Source organism: Ciceribacter azotifigens, from assembly GCF_048159625.1.
Taxonomy (GTDB): Bacteria; Pseudomonadota; Alphaproteobacteria; order Rhizobiales; family Rhizobiaceae; genus Allorhizobium; species Allorhizobium azotifigens.
Window position 1 is genome coordinate 135,014 of sequence record NZ_JBLQTA010000004.1, and the last position, 23,357, is coordinate 158,370.

The following is a 23,357-nucleotide window of genomic DNA, read 5'->3' on the forward strand; positions in this document are numbered from 1 at the left end:
AATACAAACAGGATGGCAAGCATGGCACTCTGGATCGCAATCGGCGTCGGGATCGGCGCAGCCCTTGGCGCCACCGTCCTCGGCAACGTGGCAATCGGCATCGCCGTCGGCATTCCGATCGGACTCGTCGGCTGGCTTGCCGTCTCGCGGAAATAGGTGGCGGCGCACAAACCGCGCGGATACACCGACCGGTCGAGCGCGACAGCATATTTAGCTATCCACCTAATTTCCTATTTGCATGATTATCTATTGTTCCGACTGCAAAGAAGGTGGCGTCGTCCTGTTTCGATGCAGATGCCACCCGCGGAGCATCCAAATCATCAACCCTGCTTCTTCACGCACTGCAAACGCCGATGGCCTAGCGTGGCGCCACTCGCATACAACGTCAGGGCAAGGACATGGGCATTTCCGCGATTATGAGCATCGCCGTTTCGGGCATGCAGGCGAACACGGGCAGCCTCGCCGCCTCGGCGCGGAACGTCGCCAACGTTGCAACGTCCCTCCCCGATACTTCGGACGTCGACCTCGGGCAGGAAATGCTCGACACGATCCAGGCTGAAATCGGGTTCAAGGCCAATGCCGCCGTATTCGAGACCGGCGCGGACATGTGGGACGTGCTGATGAGCATCAAGCGGGACTGATTTAGAGTGGCATCGCCTGCCTGCCAAAGCCGGGCACTGTTGCGACCATTCGCTACGATGATGGTGACCGTGAAACGGTCGCCATCGGGAATGTGCGCCCGTATGACTGGATGATCGGGACGAAGGTCGAGTGCAATTTCAAGGGCCAGGGCAACTGGTATTCAGCACGATCACGTCTCTCGCAGGTAAAAAAATCAGCATCGCCTATGATGATGGCGACAAGTAAACGACGAAGACCGGCCGCTGCCGCTCGCGTTGAGTTCATTCTTCATCCGTGTCGGCGACCCAATCATGCCGACACAGATGAAAGATCAACTCCGGGGCTCAGCGATCGGCCCTCGAAGATGCCTTCCGCGCCTTTGTCAGGCGGTCCCGCACACAAGCGCCCGGACAACCACTCACGCGGCCAACGCGACAAATCCCATGGCAATCGCCGCCAAACCGAAGCCGATCAGCACCACGCCGGAGATGCGCGAGACCCAGAGGGAGAAGGACGGCGGCAGGCGATGGTGCAGCACCGCCACGAGCCCCGACAGAAAGAACCACCAGAGCATAGAGCCAGCAAATACGCCGAGGACTAGCAGCGCCGCGCTCCAGCGATCGCCCGCTCCGGCGAGCCCGAGGCCGGCGAAAATGGCCGCGAAGGAGAGGATGGTCGCTGGGTTCGTGATAGTGAGGAAGAAGGTCGATACGGTGGTCGCGACGAGGTCACGCGCGCCAACCTTGGCGGCGGTGACAGGCGGACGCGGCCGGAAACTCGTCCAGCCGAGCCAGAGCAGGAAGGCGCCGCCACAGAGTTGCAGCGGAATGGAGATCGTCTCAAGAAGGACGGCGAAGGCGGCAAAACCCGCTGCTGCCATCAGCGCATAGGCGCCGTCGGCAAGCGCCGTTCCCAGACCGCCGGCGACACCGGCCCAGAAGCCGCGCTCGAGCGTCCGGTTGATGCAGAGTGCACCGATCGGGCCGAGCGGCGCGGCGATGGCAAGCCCGAGCAGGATGCCCTTAGCGACGAGCGCGACCGCCATGTCAGATCTCCGGCGGAGTGAACGGGGTTTCGGTAATGGTGGAAAGCGCGATCACGGTCTCGCTGCGGGCGAGGAAACCACGCGCCTTGAGATCGGCCAGAAAATCCTCGATTCCCGTCAGCGCCCCGACGCGGATCTTGATGAGATAGGACCAGGCGCCGGTAATGTGATGACACTCGGCGATCGACCTGTGGCCGTTCATATAAGCGCGGAACGCCTCTTCGTTGGCGCGCGCGTCCAGCGACACGAAGACGAAGGCGAGAATGTCCATCCCCAACGCGGCGTGGTCGGCATCGACGGTGAAGCGCTTGATGGCACCCGACGCCAGAAGCCGCCGCATGCGCTCGTTGACAGCGGAGGGAGAGAGGCTTACATGCTCACCGATATCGCTCAGCGAACGCCGCGAATCTTCCGCGAGAAGAGTGATGATTTTGTGGTCTACGGTATCCATGACCGCAAACTATACAAGTTCGACTAGGTCGCGCAAGATTTTTTGCGGAAAATTCATACGAAATCGGAAACAGGTGGAATCCAGGGGCTACCTTGCTCAAGGCTTCTCGCCCGTGCGGCGCGCGACGCAGCCATGCGGCCGGCCCTGTCTTTGATGCGAGACATCAGTCGCTGAAAAGCTCGGTGGCGGGTGACATGGCGCAGATTGCGCGCCGGCCGCTCAGCCGACGCTTGCCGCAACCTCTTTCTGGCGCGCGAGCTCGGCGAGGTCTGCCGCTTTCAGCTCGACGGATTCGCCGCAGCCGCAGGCCGACGTCTGGTTGGGATTGCTGAAGGTGAAACCGGAACGCAGCTTCGTCGTCTCGAAGTCCATCTCGGTGCCGAGCAGGTAGAGAACGGCTGCCGGATCGACCCACACTTTCGCGCCGTCGCGTTCGATGAGATCGTCTTTGGCGCTCGGCACCGTCACGAGCTCGATCGTGTATTCCATGCCGGCACAACCGCCCTTCTTGATCCCGACCCGGACGCCCTGCGCATCCGGCCCGGAACTATCGACGATCGCGCGGACGCGCTGAGCCGCAGCGTCCGTCATGGTCATGACTTGAAAGCCCATTTCGTGTGTCTCCTGCCGCAGCCGGGTTCAAGGTCCGGCGCTTCGGTTCTTCAAATGTAGTCCCGGACTTGACGACGATCAATACCAGCCGACTGCCACCTGAGCCTCTTCCGACATGCGATCGGGCGTCCACGGCGGATCGAAGGTCATCTCCACCTCGACGCCGGACACGCCCTCGACGGCACCGACGGCGTTCTGCACCCAGCTCGGCATCTCGCCAGCGACGGGGCAGCCCGGCGCAGTCAGGGTCATGACGATCTTCACCATGCGGTCGTCGTCGATGTCGATCTTGTAGATCAGCCCCAGCTCGAAGATGTCGGCCGGGATTTCCGGATCGTAGACGGTCTTGAGCGCCGCGACGATGTCGTCGGAAAGGCGCGCAAGCTCCTGCTGAGGAATGTTCGACTGCACGATATCCTCACGGAAGTCCGGCTTCTGTTCGCTCTCGTTCACACTCATGAGCGGCTCCTCAAGCAAAGAATGTACGCGCGTGGTCGAGCGCATCGGCCAGCGCATCGACTTCGGCGCGGGTATTGTAGAGACCGAACGACGCCCGGCAGGTCGACGTCACGCCGAAACGGGAAAGCAGCGGCTGGGCGCAATGTGTACCCGCCCGGACAGCCACTCCACGGCGGTCGATCAGCATCGAGACGTCGTGGGCATGGATGCCCGCGAGCTCGAAGGAGAAGATCGCTCCCTTGCCCGGCGCATTGCCGATGATGCGCAGGGAATTGATCGCCCGAAGCCGTTCCTCGGCATAGGCGGCAAGTTCCGCCTCGTGGCGGGCGATCGCCGCGCGGCCGAGGCTGTCGATGTAGTCGAGGGCATGGCCGAGCCCGATCGCCTGGACGATCGGCGGGGTGCCCGCCTCGAAACGGTGCGGCGGGTCGTTGTAGGTCACGCGGTCCTCGGTCACCTCGACGATCATCTCGCCGCCGCCCATGAAGGGCTGCATTTCCTTCAGCCGTTCCGTTTTGCCGTAAAGGGCGCCGATCCCCGAAGGGCCATAGAGCTTGTGTCCCGTGACGGCGTACCAGTCGCAGTCGATGTCGCGGACGTCGACCGGCATGTGCACGGCGCCCTGGCTGCCGTCGACGAGCACCGGAATGCCGCGCTCATGGGCGATGCGGCAGACTTCCTTGACCGGCACCACGGTGCCGAGCGCATTCGACATGTGGGTGATCGCGACGAGCTTGGTCCGCTCGGTCAGGCACTTCTCGAAATCCTCGATGTGGAAGGCGCCGTCGTCATCGACCGGCGCCCAGACGAGTTTGGCCCCCTTGCGTTCGCGCAGGAAATGCCAGGGCACGATGTTCGAATGGTGCTCGAGGATGGAGAGCACGATCTCGTCACCCTCGCCGACGTGCGTCATGCCCCAGCCATAGGCGACCGTATTGATCGCCTCGGTCGAGGACTTGGTGAAGACCAATTCGTCCACCGATCCGGCATTGAGGAAACGCCGCACCTTCTCGCGCGCGCCCTCGTAGGCCTCGGTCGCTGCATTCGAGAGGAAGTGCAGGCCGCGATGCACGTTGGCGTATTCGTGGGCGTAAACGTGCGACACCGCGTCGATTACCTGCCTCGGCTTCTGGGCCGAGGCGGCGTTGTCGAGGTAGACGAGCGGCTTGCCGTAGACCTCGCGCGACAGGATCGGAAAATCCTGCCGGACGCGCTCGACGTCGTAACCCGCGATTGTCGGAGAGAGATCAGCCATGGTGTTCCAGCCAGTCGGAGATCAACTCTTCGAGCGCCTCGACCAGCGCCTCGCCTTCCAGTTCCTCGATGATCTCGGCGACGAAGGCCCGCACGAGCAGTGCCCGCGCCTGCTTCTCCGGAACACCGCGCGACATCATGTAGTAGAGATGGTTGTGATCGATGTCGGCGACCGTAGCGCCGTGGGCGCACTGGACGTCGTCGGCAAAGATCTCGAGCTCCGGCTTGACCGAAAATTCGCCGTCGTCGGACAGCAGCAGCGTGTTGCAGGCCATGCGGGCATCGGTTTTCTGCGCATCCGGGGCGACCCTGATCATCCCCTGGAAGACGCCGCGGCCGCGATCGAAGACGACGTTGCGCACGATCTCGGTCGACGTGGTGTTCGCGACATCGTGGCCGAGCGTCATCGTGACGTCGACATGGCTCTCGCCGCCGATCAGGTTGATGCCGCGCAGGGTGAAATCGGAGCCCTCGCCGGCGGTGCGGACATGAACCTCCTGGCGCACCAGCTTGCCGCCGGCATTGATGATGAAGAGGCGGAATTTTGCTCCGGCACCGAGTTCGGCCTTGATCTGTCCGAGATGGGTGTCGTCCTTGCCTTGGGCCTGAAGGATGATCCACGTCACGTCGGCGTCGTCGCCGAGGACGAGATCGCTGACGGCGGAGACGAGCGCCGGTTCTGCACCGTTGCCCAGATGACGCTCGATTACCGTCGCACGGCTCTTGGCGCCGAAGGTCACCGGATAGCGGACATGAAGCTGGCCGGCGCCATGAACGGACTGCAATTCGATCGGCGCCTCGACGATCGTGTCGGCCTCGACCGACACGGCAAAGCCGTCACGCACGAAACTGCTGTTGATGCGCCCGATCGTATCGTCACGGTCATAGGCGACGAGCTGGCTCACGGCCGAGCCGTCCGCGAGCTTGCTGCGGAAAGGCTGGACGTCGACGCCTTCCGGTGCGCGGATGTCCCGAGCGGTGCCCTGCAGAAGGGGAAACAGGCTCGATCCGGCGACAACGGGCGCGGCTGCCACGGCATCCGTCGCCACGACGTAGTCCGGAACGGCACGCAGGAGGTTCTTCAGGTCCGTATAGTGCCATGCTTCGATCCGGCGGGTCGGCAGGCCGCCGCGCTTCAGCTCGTCGAAGAGCCGGTCGCGGGCGGCGAGAACACTGCCCTCACCCGGCAGTTCGCCGATCTGGTTCGAATAGCTGTCGATCAGCTGCGTTTCCGCCGCCGTCAGTCGGTTGGCTGCTTGCAGGGTCATCGTCAGGACTCCTTCCCGGCCGGTCAGGCCGCTTGCCCGATGATGTCGGCATAACCGCCGGCTTCCAGTTCGAGTGCCAGGTTCTTGTCGCCCGTCTTGACGATCTGCCCCTTGTAGAGGACGTGGACGGTGTCCGGCACGATGTAGTCGAGGAGCCGCTGGTAATGGGTGATGACGATCACCGCGCGATCCGGCGACTTCAGTGCGTTGACTCCGTCGGCGACGATCTTCAGCGCGTCGATGTCGAGGCCGCTGTCGGTTTCGTCGAGGATGCAGAGCTTCGGCTCCAGGAGCGCCATCTGCAGGATCTCGGCGCGCTTCTTTTCGCCGCCGGAGAAGCCGACATTGAGCGGCCGCTTCAGCATGTCGGGCGCGATCTTCAGTTCGGCGGTGGCCTCCTTCACGCGGCGCATGAATTCAGGCGTCGTCAGTTCCGGCTCGCCGCGCGCCTTGCGCTGCTCGTTCATCGCCACCTTGAGGAACTGCATGGTGGCGACACCCGGAATTTCGACCGGATACTGGAAGGCGAGAAAAATGCCCTTTGCCGCGCGCTCTGCCGGGTCGAGCTCCAGAATGCTCTCGTCATTGTAGAGGATGTCGCCCTCGGTGACCTCGTAGTCCTCGCGGCCCGACAGGATGTAGGAGAGCGTCGACTTGCCCGAGCCGTTCGGCCCCATGATCGCCGCCACTTCGCCAGCCTTGACGGTGAGATTCAGGCCGCGGATGATTTCGGTGCCGTCTTCGGCGATGCGGGCGTGCAGGTTTCTGATTTCAAGCATGTCTGTGTTCCTGTTCTTAGGGCGGTTCAAGAGCCGCCTGTCGATCATCGGTACGCCATCCGGCGCCTTGCAATTCCGTCATCCTCGGGCTTGTCCCGAGGATTGAATGTGTTGTCTCTAGTCTGCCGGCAGGAAAGTTTGGGTAACCTCGATCAGCCCGCTGATGTTGCGGTTGAACTCGTGAAGTTCTTCCGCCGGTACCCAAAGTTCCTCATGTTCGCGTCCGCCCACGATTTTCCGATCGAACCGAGCAGCATATTCCGCGTTAACTTCGAACCGGGTCACGTAGCCATGCCTCGATCCGGTCTTCGTGTTCCAATCCCGCGCAATCTGGGCCGCATAGCCTTCATTTGTGACCGGATAGAATATGGGTTGATCCGGCAAGCGAGGCGGAAAAGCTTTCCACCCGCTTGCCTTGATAAGTTCCAGTTCTTCCAACCCAACCGGTCGAAAGAGAGTTACCGTATGTACGGCGTCCATCACCCCACGCTTCCCTCGAGCGAGATGTTGATCAGCTTCTGGGCTTCGACGGCGAATTCCATCGGCAGCTGCTGGATGACGTCTCGGACGAAGCCGTTGACGATCAGGGCGATCGCCTCCTCTTCGGGAATGCCGCGCTGCATCGCGTAGAACTTCTGGTCCTCGGAGATCTTCGAGGTCGTCGCCTCGTGCTCGACCTTCGCCGTCGTGTTCTTGGCCTCGATATACGGCACGGTATGCGCGCCGCACTTGTCGCCGATCAGGAGCGAATCGCAATTGGTGAAGTTGCGCGCGTTCTCGGCCTTGCGGTGGATCGACACCTGGCCGCGATAGGTATTGTTCGAGCGGCCGGCGGAGATGCCCTTCGAGATGATGCGGCTCGACGTATTCTTGCCGAGGTGCAGCATCTTGGTGCCGCTGTCGACCTGCTGGTAGCCGTTGGAAACGGCGATCGAGTAGAACTCGCCGCGCGAACCGTCCCCGCGCAGGATGCAGGACGGATATTTCCAGGTGATCGCCGAGCCGGTCTCGACCTGCGTCCAGGAGATCTTGGAATTCTTGCCGCGGCAATCGCCACGCTTGGTGACGAAGTTGTAGATGCCGCCCTTGCCTTCCTTGTCACCCGGATACCAGTTCTGGACGGTGGAATACTTGATCTCGGCATCGTCGAGGGCGACGAGCTCGACGACCGCCGCATGCAGCTGGTTCTCGTCGCGCTGCGGCGCGGTGCAGCCTTCGAGATAGGAGACGTAGGCGCCTTCCTCGGCGATGATCAGCGTGCGCTCGAACTGGCCGGTGTTCTTCTCGTTGATGCGGAAATAGGTCGAAAGCTCCATCGGGCAGCGCACGCCCTTCGGCACGAAGACGAAGGAACCGTCGGTGAACACCGCGGAATTGAGCGTCGCATAGTAGTTGTCGGAGACCGGCACGACCGAACCGAGATAGGTACGGATGAGATCGGGATGCTCGCGGATCGCCTCCGAGATCGACATGAAGATCACGCCGGCCTTCTTCAGCTCTTCCTTGAAGGTCGTGACGACGGAAACGCTGTCGAACACGGCATCGACCGCGATCTTGGACTTCTCGACGCCGGCCAGGATTTCCTGTTCCTTCAGCGGAATGCCGAGCTTCTCATAGACCTTCAGAAGCTCCGGATCGACCTCATCGAGGGATTTAGGACCTTCCGCGGTCTTCGGCGCGGCATAGTAGCAGATGTCGTTGAAGTCGATCTTCGGATAATGGACGCGCGCCCAGGTCGGCTCCTCCATGGTGAGCCAGCGGCGATAGGCGTCGAGACGCCATTCCAGCATCCATTCCGGTTCGTTCTTCTTTGCGGAAATGAAACGGATGATGTCCTCCGACAGGCCCTTCGGCGCCTTGTCGACTTCGATCATCGTCTCAAAACCGTACTTGTACTGATCCACATCGATCTGGCGGACCTGATCGATTGTTTCCTGTACGGCAGCCATGCTCGTTCTCCAATCTTGCCGGGTCCAAGGTCCGGCAGCTTGATAACGCGAAAGCGGAAACCGCTCCTTATGTAATTGTCAGAGGCGTGTATTTCACCCCTCACTGCAAGCAGAAATTTGACTTTCCGCAAGTTTATCCCGTGTCAGGCCGCCTCGCCGGCCATCTTGCGCCGCGATGCGACGCGCGAAAAGATCTCGATCGCCTCCTCGACCTCGTCCGCCGTCGTCGACGGACCCAGCGAGATGCGCAGCCCGCCTGTCTTCGCATCATGCCCCATCGCCGTCAGCACGTGGCTCTGCCCGACCTTGCCGGACGAGCAGGCCGCGCCCGCAGACAGGGCGAGCCCCTCGAGATCGAAGGCGATCTGTCCCGTCTCGGCCCTGAGGCCCGGCAGCGTGAAGAAGCAGGTATTGGCGACCCGCGCCTCGGCCGCGCCATGGATGACGACGTCGGAGGCGGCCGCACGCATGCCCTCTTCGAGGCGGTTCCGCAAGGCGCCGATTGCCGCATTTCGTTCGGCAAGCCCCTCGACCATCCACTGCGCGGCAGCGCCGAAGCCGACGATCGCCGCGACGTTCTCCGTCCCGGCGCGATGCCCCTTCTCCTGCCCGCCGCCCTTGAGGAGCGGTACCGGCATCAGCGTCTCGCCGCGCGAGACGAGCGCGCCGGCACCCTTCGGCCCACCGATCTTGTGGGAAGAGAGAATGAGGAAATCGGCGCCGAGCATGCCCATGTCGATCGCGATGCGGCCGGCTGCCTGCACGGCATCGACCACCAGCAGTCCGCTGTGAGCGTGCACGATACGGGCGACGTCGACGACCGGCTGGATGACACCCGTCTCGTTGTTGACGAGCATGACGGCGACCAGCGGCAAGCCCTCTTCTTTCGGATGAGCCTGGAGCAGGCGTTCGAGCGCGCCGAGGTCGATGACGCCGGATTCGGCAACCGGAACCTCGCGGACACGATCGGCGGCAAAACGGCCGCCCTCGCGCAGCGCCGGATGCTCGATCGCCGAAACGTAGAGCATCGAGGCGACAAGCGGTGCCCGTCCCATGCGGAATTCGGGCGTCAGCACATGGTTCGCCGCCTCGGTCGCGCAACTGGTGAAGGTCACGTGCGACGGCTCCGCACAGACAAGCGCGGCAACCTGCCGGCGGGCCTTCTCCACCATAGCGCGGGCCGCGCGCCCCTCGGCATGCACCGACGACGGGTTGCCCGGTTCGGCCAGCGCATCGAGCATGGCCGCGCGCGCGTCGCCGAGCAAAGGCGCCGTCGCGTTCCAGTCCATGTAGATGCGTTGTTTCGCCATGACTATTTTCGCTTTTGATCCATTCCGGCCCGCTCGGCGCATTTTTCTTGAAATTTCCGCCGGGCTTGCCTTATGACACGTCCAACAATGGGTGACCCATCATCCAGTTTCGAACGGTTCTAAACTTTGTTCTAGAAAAGCTGACTGCATTCGTCAAGTCATCGTGCTGCCCTGTGGACAGTCTGGAACCGAAAAAACACGAAAGACCGGAGTATCCATGCCCGAAGTGATTTTCAACGGCCCGGCCGGCCGCCTCGAAGGCCGCTACCAGCCGTCCAAGGAAAAAAGCGCGCCGATCGCGATCATCCTGCATCCGCATCCGCAGTTCGGCGGCACGATGAACAACCAGATCGTCTACCAGCTCTTCTACATGTTCCAGAAGCGCGGGTTCACGACGCTGCGTTTCAATTTCCGCGGCATCGGCCGCAGCCAAGGTGACTTCGACCACGGTGCCGGCGAGCTTTCCGACGCCGCATCGGCGCTCGACTGGGTGCAGAGCCTGCATCCCGATTCCAAGAGCTGCTGGGTCGCTGGCTACAATTTCGGCGCCTGGATCGGCATGCAGCTCCTGATGCGCCGTCCGGAGATCGAAGGCTTCATCTCGATCGCGCCGCAGCCGAACACCTATGACTTCTCTTTCCTGGCGCCCTGCCCGTCTTCCGGCCTGATTATCCACGGGGACGCCGACAAGGTAGCGCCGGAAAAGGATGTCCAGGGACTCGTGGACAAGCTGAAGACCCAGAAGGGCATCCTGATCACGCACAAGACGATCCCGGGCGCCAACCACTTCTTCTCCGGCCAGACCGAAAGCCTTTTGATGGAATGCGAGGATTACCTCGATCGCCGTCTCGACGGCGAGCTGGTGCCGGAACCGGCTGCCAAGCGCATCCGCTGAGATCTCGGTCGTTCGACACCGATAAACAGGAGGTGCGGCTCGCAAGGGCCGCGCCTCTTCTTTTTTTTCGTCAGGAGGCTAGCGCCTGCGGACCGCCGGCCAGCTGCACCTGATCGCGGCCGGCCGCCTTGGCGGCATAGAGGGCAGTATCCGCCCGTTGCATCGCGCGCTCCAGCGTGTCACCGCCGAGAACCGAGGCGACGCCGAAGCTCGCCGTGATCGTTTCGTTGTTGCAGAACTGCCCGAGGCTGACCGCCGACATGGCGCCGCGGATATTGCAGGCGCATTCGCGCGCAAGCTCGCCGTCGATTGCCGGGATGTAGATCGCGAACTCTTCGCCTCCGATGCGGGCCACCTCGGCGTCGGTCGGGGCGGCGTCGCGCAGCACGCGGGCGAAGGTCTGGATGACGATATCGCCGGCATGGTGGCCGAAATTGTCGTTGATTCGCTTGAAATGATCGATGTCGGCCAGGATCAGCGCGCCGGCCGAGGTCGCACTCACCCGATCGAGATGCGGCGCCACGCGCCTTGCGAAGCCGCGCCGGTTGAAGATCCCGGAAAGTGGATCGATGTCGGACCTCGCCACCGCGTCCTCGATCGCTTCCTTGACGAAGACGCCAACCATTGCGAGCCCGGTCGCGACGATCAGCACGGCCCCCAGTCCCTGGGACACGAGGGCGAACTTGCTCGCGAGGTAGCCGCCTGCCGTGGCGCCAGCTCCAACCGCAACGGCGACATAGGCCTTGAGCGGGAAGTAGGCGGCGCTCAAGGAGAGCATCGAAAACAGCGTCATGTCCGCTGCCGAACGGCGGCTGGATAGGTATACGGCGGCGGCCGAGAGCGCCATCATCAGGAAGAACGGAGTCTGGTAGGCAACCGATTGGACGACTGTTCCTCGCGGCAGATCGTAGATCATGAAGTCGGCGAAGACGCCGAACGCGAACAGCAGCACGAAGACGCCATCCGCGATGCAGAGCCCGTAATGCCGCGTGATGCTGCGCGCGAGCAGGCAGAAGCCGCCGAACATGGTCACGAAGGCGCCGATTGCAAAGAAGCGGACATAACCGGTGATGGGGATCAGGGCTTCGCAGAGCGCCGAAAGCGATGCGACCGCAAAGGCGACGGCAAAGCCGAGACCGGAACGGCGTGACTGTCCCTTGAACGCGACGACACCAAACACGAGCACGAAGATCTGGGCGATCACGAAGTTCACGACCAGAAGCGAAAATGCCGCGTCCATCCTGCTAACACCCACCCCCGGGGCCACTCATGGCCATAGAACACTCGCAATACGCGAGCAAGAAACAATGCGCAATCTTCGATACTATATGCGAAACGTATGAAACAAAGAATTAATGTCGCGCGCAAGAAAAGATCGCATCCGAGCCTGCGACGAGACCGCCCGTCGCCGGCCTTTCGACCCCGGTTGTTGCCGGAAAGGTCAGGGGCAAGCCCTTCAGTGAACGCACAGCCAGATAGGCCCAGGCCTCCGCCTCCATGGCATCGCCGTCGAAACCCGCCTGCTCAGCCGTCAGCAGGACCGCGCCGATCCGCTCTGCTTCGCTCCTGAGATCGCCCATAATGATGTCGTTGTGGCGCCCGCCGCCACAGATCACGAACGTCTTCGGCATCTCGTCGAGATGCCCGGCCGACCTGAAGATCGCCGCCGCCGTCACAAAGGCGAGGGTCCGGGCACCATCGGAAAGCTCGGCATCGCCGCCCTTCGGCGGCAGGAAGTCGTTTCGATCGAGCGACCGGCGCTTCTCGTCGGTGAAGAACGGATTGGCGAGATAGCGTTCGGCAAGTGCCGGAAGCACCCGGCCTTCGCTGGCGATCCGCCCGCCTTGGTCGAAGGGGATGCCGGCATGAGTCTCCACCCATTGATCGATCAGCGTATTGCCGGGCCCGCTGTCGAAGGCGACGATCGCGCCGTCGGCCGCGACGCAGGTGAGATTGGAAATGCCGCCGATGTTGACGAAGCAGACCGGCCACCGCGGATCGCGAAGGTTGCGGGCGAGCGCGGCGTGATAGACGGGGACGAGCGGCGCGCCCTGCCCGCCATGCGCCATGTCGTTCGCCCGCATGTCGTAGACGACCGGAATACCGATTTCCCGCGCCAGCAGCGCACCATCGCCGATCTGCACCGTCAGCGCCTGGTCGGGGCGATGCAGAACCGTCTGCCCATGGAAACCGACCCCATCGACATCACCAGGCAAGATATTGTTTTCGCTAAGGAAGAATCGGACAGCCTCAACATGACGTAGCGTTAGGTCGCATTCGAGAGCGGCAAGGCTTCCCGGCCGCTCGTCGCGTTTCGTGATAGCCTTGGCGTCTTCGAGACCCTGCTTCAGACGATCGCGAAAGGCCGGGTCGTAGGGGACGGAAAGATTCTGCCGTCGCACGACGATACCCTCGCCGTCGGTTTCCAGCATCGCAACGTCGATCCCGTCCATCGACGTGCCGCTCATCAGTCCGATCGCAGTGAAGATTTGTCCCATGGCCTGCCCTGCCGATTCGCGTGGTCGCACGCTAACATTCATGACCGAAACAGGTGCACATTTCAAAAAACAATGCTAAAGCGCCGCCACTCCCGCATTCCGTTTTCCAGAAAGCCCAGTCGTCATGAAGAAGTTCAAGTCCGATTTCCTCCACACGATGCAAGAGCGCGGCTTCATTCATCAGATTTCCGATGAATCCGGCCTCGACGACCTGCTGACGAAGGAAACCGTGACCGCCTATATCGGCTTCGACCCGACGGCACCCTCCCTGCATGCGGGCTCGCTGATCCAGATCATGATGCTGCACTGGTTCCAGGCGACCGGCCACCGCGCGATCTCGCTGATGGGCGGCGGCACCGGCATGGTCGGCGACCCCTCCTTCAAGGACGAGGCGCGGCAGCTGATGACCATCGAAACGATCGAGAGCAACATCGCCTCGATCAAGAAGGTCTTCTCGAATTACCTGAACTACGGCGACGGCCGGAAGGATGCGCTGATGATCAACAACGCCGACTGGCTGCGTTCGATCAACTACCTCGAATTCCTCCGCGACGTCGGTCGCTACTTCTCGGTCAACCGCATGCTGTCCTTTGACAGCGTCAAGACCCGGCTCGAGCGCGAGCATTCGCTGTCGTTCCTCGAATTCAACTATATGATCCTGCAGGCCTACGACTTCGTCGAACTCAACAAGCGCTACGGCTGCCGGCTGCAGATGGGCGGCTCCGACCAGTGGGGCAACATCGTCAACGGCATCGATCTCGGCCACCGCATGGGCACGCCGCAGCTCTACGCACTGACCTCGCCGCTGCTCACGACCTCTTCCGGGGCTAAGATGGGCAAGTCGGCGACCGGCGCCGTCTGGCTCAACGCGGACATGTTGTCGGCCTATGACTTCTGGCAATACTGGCGCAACACCGAAGATGCGGACGTGCCGCGCTTCCTGAAGCTCTACACCACCTTGCCGATGAGTGAAGTCGGACGCCTTTCGAGCCTCGCAGGATCGGAGATCAACGAGGTGAAGAAGATCCTCGCGACGGAAGTCACCGCGATCCTGCACGGCCGCGCCGCGGCCGAGGAAGCGGCCGAAACCGCCCGCAAGACCTTCGAGGAAGGCGCGATCGCCGACAACCTTCCCTCGATCGACGTGCCCGCGGGCGAGCTCGAAGCCGGCGTCGGCCTGCTCAGCCTGATCGTCCGGGCGGGTCTTGCCGCTTCCAACGGCGAAGCTCGCCGCCACGTCCAGGGCGGCGCAGTCCGCATCAACGACAAGCCGGTCGCGGACGAGCGCATGGCCGTCGGCACCGGCGAAGTCACGGCTGATGGCGTGATCAAGCTCTCGCTCGGCAAGAAAAAGCATATTCTGGTGCGCCCGGCCTGATCCGGCCGCATCCCGATCGCACACACAAGCCGGCGCCTGACGCGCCGGCTTTTTCTTATCGGAATTCGAAGATCTGCCGGAAGACGCCCGGCGCGATGATCGACAGCGGATTGACGACGAGTTTCGGCTGCTCGGTCGCGCCGGTGAGCTTGAAGGTGATGCCGAGAAGGCCGCGGTCGCGGCCGTTGCCAAGCAGGATGCCGATCACCGGCAGTTCGGCAAAGAGGCGGTTCAGCCCGTAGGCCGGCATGAAGGTACCGGTCAGGTCGATCCGCCCCTGGCTGTCGCGAACGAGCCCCTGGAAGGTCGCGCCGACCTGCTCGCCGCGCACGACGCCGTTTTCGATCCGCAGTGTCCCGTCACTGTAGATCAGCCGGACGAAACCGCGCTGGAAGCGTGCGGAGCTGACGTCGATGTCCCGTTTGACGGCCTTGTTGAGGCTCCGCCCGTCAGCGTCGGCAGGCGTCGAGACGATCGACTGCAGTCGCTGCTCGTTGTCGAGGCTGAAATTGCGCAGGTCGACGGAACCGTTCCAGATGCCGTTGGCATTCTCCTTCATCTTCAGATTCAGCAACCCGCCGTTCATCCGGCTGTAGAGGTTGGCGAAGCGAGCAACGGCGCCCGCGTCGCCGCTCGTCACAGACACTTCACCGAGGCCGGACGGCCGGCGCATTTGCCCGACGACTGCCTGGCCCTTCGCGGTGATGGCCGAAAAGTCGAGCGCGGAGAGCTTGCCGCTGCGCGACGCGTAGTCGAGCGTCACGTTCGAAAGCGTCTCGTCACCGAAACCGATCATGCGGTCGAGCTTGCCGTCGATACGGACGCTCGGATCGGCGCCGGCGTCACCATCCCCGCCTTCCCCCGGCGATTTCATTCGGTCTATCAGCGAGCGGACATCCGCCGACTTGCCGTTGACCGCGACCTGGTAGCCGCCCTTGGCCTGGCGTACCACGACCGAATAGTCGTCGCTCGGCGACAGCCTGACGCGTGAGAGATCGGCGGAGACGAGGCCGTTCTTGCCGACCGTCATCGCACCGCTGACGCCGAAACCATCACCATCGAGGACGAACTTGTCGATGACGGACTGCTTCTCGCCATCGGTGACCTCGAACTTCACCTTGGCGGCGATCCCGGCTCCCTTGGTCCAGCCGAGCCACGGGACCGTCAGTGCCGCGCGTGAAAGGTCGGCGCTCACCGCCTGTCGCTTCTCGTCGATGCGATCGAGCTCGACCGTGACCGGTCCGTCGATGATCTGGTCGAGACCCGGCGCAAAATGACGGACACCTGCCTTGTCGTCGAGCACCACCTTGACGTGGCGCTCACGGCGGAATTCAGGATCGTCCTCGACGGGTTCGGTAACCGCAAGCTCCATCGGCACGCCGTCGATGTCGGCCTTGCCCTCGAGGTGCGCAGCCCGCGGATCGACGTCGAGAGCGGCATTCAGGTTGTCGATTTTCCGCCCGGAGAAAGGTTTTGCGAGATCGACGCCGGCAAGATCGAGGTGGGCTTTCCACGCCGGTTCGGGCGGGTTCTGCTCGGATATCAGCCCGAGACGCACTTCTGCCGTTCCCTTGACCGTTCCCTTGAAGTCGGCGGCCTCGAAACCGACGCGCTTCAGGGCGTTGATCGGGCGGAACGAGACCAGTTCGGCGACGGAGTCCGCGCTGCCGGCGACGGCGATCTTGATATCCGCCATCAGCGGCTTGGTGTAGATCTCACCGAGAACCAGCTCGCCGCCCTCGACCTTCACGCTGCGGCCAGAGGGGAAGTAGGAGGTCGCCGACTTGATGATCGTCGTCACCTTCGGCCCGGCGAGCTCGAAATGCGCATCGGTGTCGCGCAACGGCGGGATATCCCCCGTAACGTTCATCCGGGCGTTGACGATGTCGAAACTGATCTGCAACTCGTTCGCGTCGAGGTGCAGCGGCCGCGGCTCGACCGACATGCGCCCTCTCGGAATGAAGACCTGCACCGAGCCCTCGGTCACCGTTCCGCCGAAGATGTTTGCGAGCACCCATCGGCGCGGCTTGTCGGCAATCCAGTACGGCCAGAGCTGCTTGATGACCGTGGTCTGCATGTTGGCAAACCGTGCGCCGAAGCTGATCTCCGGCCCCTCGCCTTCGAAGAAGCGTGCCCGGAGCGATCCGGTCATCTGCCCCATCGGCGTCGAGACACTCAACGTGTCGAGCTGCAACTCGTCGGTGTCGTAGAGAAAGCGCCCGAATATCTTGAAGGAGAAGGGGAAAGGCTGCTCACCGGCGGACGGCACGCTGGCCAGCCCTTGGTCGACGAGCAGGTCGATGCCGATGCCGGGTCCCGCCGCTTCGCTTCCCGGCAAGCGGTCGAGGTCGATCAAGCCGCCGGAAATCGGCATGACCATCGGCCCGAAATCGATGCGCGATGATGCGACCTCGATCGTGTCCTTGGAGAAATCATAGGCGAAATTGAGCGTGCCGCGCGTCACGTCCTGCGGATTTCCGTCCTGATAGAGCGTGCCGTCATGGGTCTGCGCGATCATCGAAACGGCCGGCTTCTCCGCCGCGGTTCCGCGCCGGGCGGAGATCGTCACCTCCGCGGAGCCGTCATATCCCTGGCGGGGGTCGCCGTGCGAATCGCGCCGGAGCAGGAACGGCGTGAGCCGCACGTCGCCGATCCACGCGCTGAAGGAGCGCGTCAGCCCGTCGGCATTCGTTGCTTTCGCCGAGATCGGGCTTTCGTAGCCGTTGATCGCCAGTATTCCGGCAATCGTCAGCGACGCATCCACGCCGCGCTCCATCATAAGGTTGCGCACCGAAAGCAGCACCGGCCGGGCGCGCGCCTTGCCCATGGCGATCTCGAGCCCGTCGAGACGCATGCGATCGAGCCCGCCCTTTGAAATGAAGCTCTGTACGAGGTCAAGCTGGGTGAACGCTGCCTCCAGCAGCGTCGGGATTGCATCGACCCTGAGCTTGGTGAAATCGAGCGGCGGCCCGGAGGAAAAGAGCGATTCGTCGACGGACACACCGTCCGCCTCGATCTCGCTCACGGAGAATCGGCCGGAAAGGAGCGCGATCGGGTCGACGACGAGGCGTACCGCTTCCGTCTCCGCCGCGACGAGTCCGTCGCCCTTGCGGTACACGGAGACATCACGCGCCTCGACGGCGAGCTTCCATTCCTTGGAGAATCGTACAGCCGTGCCGGAGATTTCGGCGCGATATTGCGGGGCGAGCGCGCCGTTCAGAACTCTCTGTGCGCCGCCCGCGAAGGTAGCGTCGAGCGCTCCGCTCTCGATCACGACGAAAAACCCGCCGCTCAGGATGGCGGCGAGCAGGAACAGACCGAATATGAAGCGCGCGGTCCTGCCCAACCATGTGGATCGTGCCGGACAATGCACGATCAGCGGATCCTCGGCGCGCGCAGACGGCAGGTCGTGCAAGGGAACGATGTCTTTCTTGCTGAACCTTACCTTTTCGCCGCGGATTTCTCCCATGTGCTGGCGACTGTCTCCGTTTGCCCGCTCCCGACGCAATCCGATGTTGGACTGCAGCCGTGCGGACTATATATCGATGGCCGCGTATTTCATCCACAAAACGGGCAAAAGAAAGGTTATCCCATGGCGGAATTGGTATCTGGAGACTTGGCACCGGATTTCGAACTCCCCCGCGACGGCGGAGGTACCGTGTCGCTGAAGGAATTCGCCGGGCGCCCGGTCGTTCTCTACTTCTATCCAAAGGACAACACGACGGGCTGCACCGCCGAGGCGATCGATTTCACCACACTCGCCCCCGAGTTCGGGAAGAAGGGCGCCGTCGTCGTCGGTATGTCGGCCGACCCGGTGAAGAGCCATGACAAGTTCATCACCAAGCACGGACTGACCGTCATCCTCGCCTCGGACGAGGACGCGAAAGTGATGACCGAATACGGCGTGTGGCGGGAAAAGAGCATGTATGGCCGCACCTTCATGGGCGTTGTGCGCACAACGCTCCTGATCGGTCCCGACGGCCGCATCGTCAGGATCTGGGACAAGGTCAAGGTCAAGGGCCACGCCCAAGAGGTGCTCGACGCCATCGCCACGCTCGGAGAGACCTGAAATGCCCGACTTGAATGACATCGGGTCGCTGCGCGCCGGAGTGACGCTCGCGATCAGCGCGAGCGACCTCGACCGCAAGACCGCACTCGCGCAGGAGACCGCCCGCCGCTGGCATGCCCGCTGGCTCTCGCTCCGCTCCCCGCTCGACCCGGAATTACCCGATCGCCCCGGTCGTCCCGAACGGCCGGTGCTCGTTCCGCCGAAGGCCGTCGAGAAGCGTTCGCTGCACACGTTGCCGGGCCGGATCGCGCTCCTCCATGCACTCGCCCATATCGAACTCAACGCCGTCGATCTCGCCCTCGACATCGTCGCGCGCTTTGCGACCGAGCCGGTCCCGCACTCCTTCTTCGACGGCTGGATGCAGGTCGCCTTCGAGGAGGCCAAGCATTTCGGCATGGTGCGCGAACGCCTTCGCGCCCTCGGCGCAGACTATGGCGACATGCCGGCCCATGACGGCCTCTGGCAGGCGGCCCATTCGACCCGCAACGACCTGACGGCGAGGCTCGCCGTGGTCCCGCTGATTCTCGAGGCCCGCGGGCTGGACGTCACCCCTTCGCTGCAGGAGAAAATGCGCGAAACCGGCGATGTCGAGAGCGCCGATGTGCTGAAGGTCATCTACGACGACGAGAAGGGCCATGTCGCGATCGGCGCCAAGTGGTTCCGTTTCCTCTGCGCACGGGAAAGGAAAGATCCCGCACGGACCTTCCAGGAGTTGGTGCGCGCAAACTTCCGCGGCGCGCTCAAGGCACCGTTCAACGACCTCGCCCGCGCCGAGGCCGGGCTGACGCCTTCCTTCTACCGCTCGCTCACCTCGACAAGCAGCGGTTGACGCCCGCCCGCCACTTCCCGCGACCAACGAATTCAAGCCTTTGTTAACCTTAACAATGTCTAATTGCGACGAGGCAGCAGGAGCCGAAGAAGCTCCAGCTCTCCCGTTGCGAGAGGGAACGTCTCGCGCGGTGTCCGACCGGCCCAGTTGAGGAAAGCCCGTGACCGCAAGAGCAGGCCATCATGTCTTCGGAAAGCGCCGGACCCAGCACGTCATCATTCTCGCAAGCGGCGACAATATCCGCCACATGACGGTCCGGCCCTGGATGGCGGCCATCGCCTTCTGCTTCTGCGGGGTCATGGCGATCGGCTATCTCGGCGCCACCACCTATCTCGTCATGCGTGACAACCTGATCGGCGCCTCCATGGCGCGGCAGGCGCGCATGCAACATGTCTACGAGGATCGCATCGCAGCGCTGCGCGCGCAGGTCGACCGCGTGACGTCCCGGCAACTCCTCGACCAGCAGGTCGTCGAGGAGAAGGTTGAAAAGCTGCTGGAACAGCAGATGGCGCTTTCTTCCCGTGACGGACGGCTCGGTGCCCTGCTCGACCGGGCGGAGCAATCCGGCCTCGACACCGAAGCTCCCGTACCGGCCGCCCGACCCGTGATCGGCGCAAAGCAGGCCAGCCTCTCGGGCGGCGTCAGGGCGATCGAAAACCTGCTCGGCACGCCGGCAACGGAACAGCAGGGAACGGAGGTCGCCGCGCTCGGCTACGCGCCGGCCAGCGAATCGGTTGCAGACCGGACCGATCGCATCTTTTCGCGGGTGACGATCTCGCTAAAGGACATCGAACAGGAACAGTTCGACCGCATTCGCGACCTCACCGACGGTGCCGTCGAGACCGCAGACCAGATCGAGACCATCCTCGCCCGCAGCGGTGTGAACGTGCATCAGGAAACGCCCGCTGCCGCTGCCGACGCGATCGGCGGTCCTTACCTTGCACCGCAGCCCGCCACGTCCTTCGAGTCGTCGCTGGACGGCCTCGACAATGCGCTCGCTCGCCTCGAGACCGCCCGTGAAACGGCAACAGACCTCCCCTTCGGCAATCCCGCCCCCGGCCGCGACATCACGAGCGGGTTCGGCAATCGCCGCGATCCGTTCCTCGGCCGGCTCGCACTCCATGCAGGAATCGACTTCCGCTCCCCGGTAGGCGGCGAAATCCGCGCCGCCGGCCGCGGCAAGGTGATCACGGCAGGCTCCGTCGGCGGTTACGGCAACATGGTCGAGATCGACCATGGCATGGGCTTCACCACCCGCTACGGACACATGTCGCGCATTCTGGTCAAGGTCGGCGACGAGATCGCGCCGGGAGACGTCATCGGACAATCCGGAAGCACCGGCCGCTCCACGGGTCCCCACCTCCACTACGAAGTCCGCCGCAACGGCGCGCCGACCGATCCGATGCATTTCGTCAACGCCGGATTTAAGCTCTCCGCGCTGATCGATTGACGTGTATACGCCGCGTCGGTTGCTGACGACGCGGCGCGTAGTAAAGGTGGTCAATCGTGCGGACGGAGGCGTGCTTGCCATGGCCGTTGCCGCAGTAATGATGTCGCACTCTCGCAGTTGAGGGATTACATTCACCCTTTATTACGACAGATCGTCCAGTTTTCTTGACTTTCGGGGATTTTGGCACTATCCCGCGCTTACGTTGACGCCGGCGCTTCGCAGGCGTTCGAATTGTGTTCGCAAGAACCGGAACAGAAACAGATCCCCCATTGACCACGTTTTCTGACCTTGGCCTGAGCCAAAAAGTACTTTCAGCCGTCACCGATGCCGGCTACACGACCCCGACCCCAATCCAGGCCGGTGCCATTCCCTTCGCGCTGCAACGCCGCGACATCTGCGGTATCGCACAGACGGGAACGGGCAAGACCGCCTCCTTCGTGCTGCCGATGCTGACGCTGCTCGAAAAGGGCCGCGCCCGCGCCCGCATGCCGCGCACGCTGATCCTCGAGCCGACGCGCGAACTCGCCGCGCAGGTCGCCGAGAACTTCGAGAAGTACGGCAAGAATCACAAGCTCAACGTCGCCCTGCTGATCGGCGGCGTCTCCTTCGATGAACAGGACCGCAAGCTCGAACGCGGCGCCGACGTGCTGATCTGCACACCCGGCCGCCTGCTCGACCATTGCGAACGCGGCAAGCTCCTGATGACCGGCGTCGAGATCCTCGTCATCGACGAGGCCGACCGCATGCTCGACATGGGCTTCATCCCCGACATCGAGCGCATCGCAAAGATGATCCCCTTCACCCGCCAGACGCTGTTCTTCTCGGCGACAATGCCGCCGGAGATCCAGAAGCTGGCCGACCGCTTCCTGCAGAACCCGGAGCGGATCGAGGTCGCCCCGCCGTCGTCGACCGCGAAGACGGTCACCCAGCGGCTCGTCGCCTCGAACAACAAGGACTACGAGAAGCGCGAGGTACTGCGCAACCTCATCCGCGAGCAGGACGACCTCAAGAACGCGATCATCTTCTGCAACCGCAAGAAGGATGTCGCCGACCTCTTCCGCTCGCTGGAACGCCACGGCTTCTCCGTCGGCGCGCTGCACGGCGACATGGACCAGCGTTCACGCACCAACATGCTCGCAGGCTTCAAGGACAACCAGATCACCCTGCTCGTCGCCTCGGACGTCGCCGCCCGCGGCCTCGACATCCCGGATGTCAGCCACGTCTTCAACTTCGACGTTCCGATCCACGCGGAGGACTATGTCCACCGCATCGGCCGCACCGGTCGCGCCGGACGTTCGGGCAAGGCGTTCACGCTCGTCACCAGGTCCGACACCAAGCATCTGGATGCCATCGAGAAGCTGATCGGTACCAAGATCGAATGGCAGAACGGCGACCTCACCGCCCTGCCGTCGCCCGCCGAACACGACGAATCGCGCGCCCGTCGCGGGTCGAAGGACAAGGGTCGCGGCCGGCGTGATGCTGCAGGTCACAAATCTGAAAAGAAGATCGAGCAGACTGTGGCCGCAGAGATCGAAGAGACGCCAGCAAGGACGGAAAGCGTGAAGGCAGAGCGGAAGAAGGATCAGCGACCGAGCCACGCAGAGCGTCCGGCCCGCGGCGGCAGGACGCCGAACCCGGCAAACGACGATCGCCGCGAGCGCCGCAACCACTACCGCGACCGCGACGACGGCCCGACCCCGGTCGGCTTCGGCGACGACATCCCTGCCTTCATGCTGATCCAGGCCAAGGCCTGATGGGCCTGCCCGGCGTCAATTTTCCGGGCGTCGGCGTCGGGCTCGCAATCCTGCGCGACGGAAAACTCCTGCTCGCCCGCCGGCTGAAAGCGCCGGAAGCCGGTTTCTGGAACATCGTTGGCGGCAAGGTCGACCATCTCGAGCCCGCCGAACAGGCGGCAAGGCGCGAGGCCGAGGAAGAAACCGGCCTCTCGATCGGCGAAATCGAATTCGTGTGTGCGACCGAGCAGATCATCGACGCCGACCGCCAGCACTGGATTTCGCTCCTCTACCGGACGAGCGATGCGCAGGGAGAGGCGCAACTGACCGAGCCGGACAAGATCGCCGAGATCGGCTGGTTCCCCCTCGACGACCTGCCGCAACCGCTCTCGGCATTCACCGCGGCCCTTCTTCCCTACTTGCGCTGACTGCGCCCCGGCGGTGCCCTGAGCGCAGCCTCATAGGCAAGCCGCACCCAAGTCGCCATTTCCTCCGGATCGTCATAGGCTGCATCCGGCACCGACCAGTAGGGCATACGGACAGGATTCTTCCTCGCCTTGCCGCTGTAGACCCAGCGCCGCGCACCCGCCTCCTCGAAGAGCGGAGCACTCACCTCGTCAGCCTTCAGGAGCAGTTCGCCGTCGACGACGAGCGCAAGGATCAGTCCGTCGTGATAGATGCCCTTGCCGCTGAACATCCGCCGGATCGTCACACGGCCGAGCGACTGGAATACTTCTTCAAGCGCTTCGTTCTCCAT

The 23,357-nt window shown here is 63.2% G+C and carries 23 protein-coding genes; 9 read left to right on the plus strand and 14 right to left on the minus strand.

The window, feature by feature from the left end; translation table 11 throughout:
• Window positions 1-21: 21 nt before the first annotated feature.
• The gene (locus tag ACM6UT_RS08000) at window positions 22-156 is read left to right on the plus strand and encodes a hypothetical protein (protein WP_416796821.1); all 135 of its coding nucleotides are present in this window, start codon (window positions 22-24) and stop codon (window positions 154-156) included.
• 242 nt (window positions 157-398) lie between these two features.
• Window positions 399-641 carry a flagellar basal body rod protein gene (locus ACM6UT_RS08005; RefSeq protein WP_416796822.1) on the plus strand — a complete coding sequence of 81 codons (243 nt, stop codon included), beginning with the start codon at window positions 399-401 and terminating at the stop codon, window positions 639-641.
• A gap of 398 nt (window positions 642-1,039) precedes the next feature.
• Here ACM6UT_RS08005 and ACM6UT_RS08010 read toward each other — a convergent pair whose 3' ends face one another.
• From ACM6UT_RS08010 to ACM6UT_RS08055, 10 genes are all read right to left on the minus strand, one after another.
• Complete coding sequence (locus ACM6UT_RS08010) at window positions 1,040-1,666, minus strand: LysE family translocator (protein ID WP_416796823.1); 627 nt, start codon at window positions 1,664-1,666, stop codon at window positions 1,040-1,042.
• A gap of 1 nt (window position 1,667) precedes the next feature.
• Entirely contained in the window at window positions 1,668-2,117 is a 450-nt protein-coding gene (locus tag ACM6UT_RS08015; RefSeq protein WP_416796824.1) for an Lrp/AsnC family transcriptional regulator, read from the minus strand.
• Window positions 2,118-2,336: 219 nt separating this feature from the next.
• Window positions 2,337-2,729 (minus strand): Fe-S cluster assembly scaffold SufA, encoded by a 393-nt coding sequence (gene sufA, locus ACM6UT_RS08020; protein ID WP_416796825.1) that lies wholly within the window; start codon window positions 2,727-2,729, stop codon window positions 2,337-2,339.
• 78 nt (window positions 2,730-2,807) lie between these two features.
• A complete protein-coding gene (locus tag ACM6UT_RS08025; protein WP_416796826.1) occupies window positions 2,808-3,188 on the minus strand; it encodes an SUF system Fe-S cluster assembly protein in 381 nt (126 codons plus the stop codon).
• Between the two features lie 10 nt (window positions 3,189-3,198).
• Window positions 3,199-4,443, minus strand: a complete 1,245-nt coding sequence (locus ACM6UT_RS08030; protein ID WP_416796827.1) for a cysteine desulfurase — start codon at window positions 4,441-4,443, stop codon at window positions 3,199-3,201.
• The gene (gene sufD / locus ACM6UT_RS08035; protein ID WP_416796828.1) at window positions 4,436-5,710 is read right to left on the minus strand and encodes a Fe-S cluster assembly protein SufD; all 1,275 of its coding nucleotides are present in this window, start codon (window positions 5,708-5,710) and stop codon (window positions 4,436-4,438) included. Before sufD ends, ACM6UT_RS08030 begins: the two co-directional genes overlap by 8 nt.
• A gap of 23 nt (window positions 5,711-5,733) precedes the next feature.
• Window positions 5,734-6,489 (minus strand): Fe-S cluster assembly ATPase SufC, encoded by a 756-nt coding sequence (gene sufC / locus ACM6UT_RS08040; protein ID WP_416796829.1) that lies wholly within the window; start codon window positions 6,487-6,489, stop codon window positions 5,734-5,736.
• A gap of 117 nt (window positions 6,490-6,606) precedes the next feature.
• Window positions 6,607-6,969 carry an ADP-ribosylation/crystallin J1 gene (locus tag ACM6UT_RS08045; RefSeq protein WP_148177389.1) on the minus strand — a complete coding sequence of 121 codons (363 nt, stop codon included), beginning with the start codon at window positions 6,967-6,969 and terminating at the stop codon, window positions 6,607-6,609.
• A complete protein-coding gene (sufB, locus tag ACM6UT_RS08050; RefSeq protein ID WP_416796830.1) occupies window positions 6,969-8,438 on the minus strand; it encodes a Fe-S cluster assembly protein SufB in 1,470 nt (489 codons plus the stop codon). Before sufB ends, ACM6UT_RS08045 begins: the two co-directional genes overlap by 1 nt.
• A gap of 143 nt (window positions 8,439-8,581) precedes the next feature.
• Window positions 8,582-9,748, minus strand: coding sequence for a cysteine desulfurase family protein (locus tag ACM6UT_RS08055; protein WP_416796831.1), 1,167 nt, complete (start codon window positions 9,746-9,748; stop codon window positions 8,582-8,584).
• Window positions 9,749-9,965: 217 nt separating this feature from the next.
• Here ACM6UT_RS08055 and ACM6UT_RS08060 point away from each other — a divergent pair, with 217 nt between their 5' ends.
• Complete coding sequence (locus ACM6UT_RS08060; RefSeq protein ID WP_416796832.1) at window positions 9,966-10,643, plus strand: alpha/beta hydrolase; 678 nt, start codon at window positions 9,966-9,968, stop codon at window positions 10,641-10,643.
• A gap of 70 nt (window positions 10,644-10,713) precedes the next feature.
• Here the strand turns inward: ACM6UT_RS08060 and ACM6UT_RS08065 are convergent, their stop codons facing one another.
• Both ACM6UT_RS08065 and ACM6UT_RS08070 read right to left on the minus strand, forming a co-directional pair.
• Window positions 10,714-11,883, minus strand: a complete 1,170-nt coding sequence (locus ACM6UT_RS08065) for a GGDEF domain-containing protein (RefSeq protein ID WP_416796833.1) — start codon at window positions 11,881-11,883, stop codon at window positions 10,714-10,716.
• Between the two features lie 112 nt (window positions 11,884-11,995).
• Window positions 11,996-13,141 (minus strand): anhydro-N-acetylmuramic acid kinase, encoded by a 1,146-nt coding sequence (locus ACM6UT_RS08070; protein ID WP_416796834.1) that lies wholly within the window; start codon window positions 13,139-13,141, stop codon window positions 11,996-11,998.
• 124 nt (window positions 13,142-13,265) lie between these two features.
• Between ACM6UT_RS08070 and tyrS the strand changes: the two genes are divergently transcribed.
• Complete coding sequence (tyrS, locus tag ACM6UT_RS08075; RefSeq protein ID WP_416796835.1) at window positions 13,266-14,519, plus strand: tyrosine--tRNA ligase; 1,254 nt, start codon at window positions 13,266-13,268, stop codon at window positions 14,517-14,519.
• Window positions 14,520-14,574: 55 nt separating this feature from the next.
• Here tyrS and ACM6UT_RS08080 read toward each other — a convergent pair whose 3' ends face one another.
• The gene (locus tag ACM6UT_RS08080; protein ID WP_416796836.1) at window positions 14,575-17,988 is read right to left on the minus strand and encodes a hypothetical protein; all 3,414 of its coding nucleotides are present in this window, start codon (window positions 17,986-17,988) and stop codon (window positions 14,575-14,577) included.
• A 123-nt stretch (window positions 17,989-18,111) separates the two neighbouring features.
• Here ACM6UT_RS08080 and ACM6UT_RS08085 point away from each other — a divergent pair, with 123 nt between their 5' ends.
• The 5 genes from ACM6UT_RS08085 (at window position 18,112) to ACM6UT_RS08105 (ending at window position 23,028) form a co-directional block, all read left to right on the plus strand.
• Window positions 18,112-18,588, plus strand: coding sequence for a peroxiredoxin (locus tag ACM6UT_RS08085; protein WP_416796837.1), 477 nt, complete (start codon window positions 18,112-18,114; stop codon window positions 18,586-18,588).
• A 1-nt stretch (window position 18,589) separates the two neighbouring features.
• Window positions 18,590-19,417 carry a ferritin-like domain-containing protein gene (locus ACM6UT_RS08090; protein WP_416796838.1) on the plus strand — a complete coding sequence of 276 codons (828 nt, stop codon included), beginning with the start codon at window positions 18,590-18,592 and terminating at the stop codon, window positions 19,415-19,417.
• Between the two features lie 160 nt (window positions 19,418-19,577).
• Window positions 19,578-20,867 carry a M23 family metallopeptidase gene (locus ACM6UT_RS08095; protein WP_416796839.1) on the plus strand — a complete coding sequence of 430 codons (1,290 nt, stop codon included), beginning with the start codon at window positions 19,578-19,580 and terminating at the stop codon, window positions 20,865-20,867.
• A 269-nt stretch (window positions 20,868-21,136) separates the two neighbouring features.
• Window positions 21,137-22,621, plus strand: a complete 1,485-nt coding sequence (locus ACM6UT_RS08100) for a DEAD/DEAH box helicase (RefSeq protein WP_416796840.1) — start codon at window positions 21,137-21,139, stop codon at window positions 22,619-22,621.
• Window positions 22,621-23,028 (plus strand): NUDIX domain-containing protein, encoded by a 408-nt coding sequence (locus ACM6UT_RS08105; protein ID WP_416796841.1) that lies wholly within the window; start codon window positions 22,621-22,623, stop codon window positions 23,026-23,028. The genes ACM6UT_RS08100 and ACM6UT_RS08105 overlap by 1 nt, the downstream gene beginning before the upstream one ends.
• Here the strand turns inward: ACM6UT_RS08105 and ACM6UT_RS08110 are convergent.
• Entirely contained in the window at window positions 23,016-23,357 is a 342-nt protein-coding gene (locus tag ACM6UT_RS08110) for a TfoX/Sxy family protein (RefSeq protein ID WP_416796842.1), read from the minus strand. The two genes, ACM6UT_RS08105 and ACM6UT_RS08110, sit on opposite strands and share 13 nt — an antisense overlap.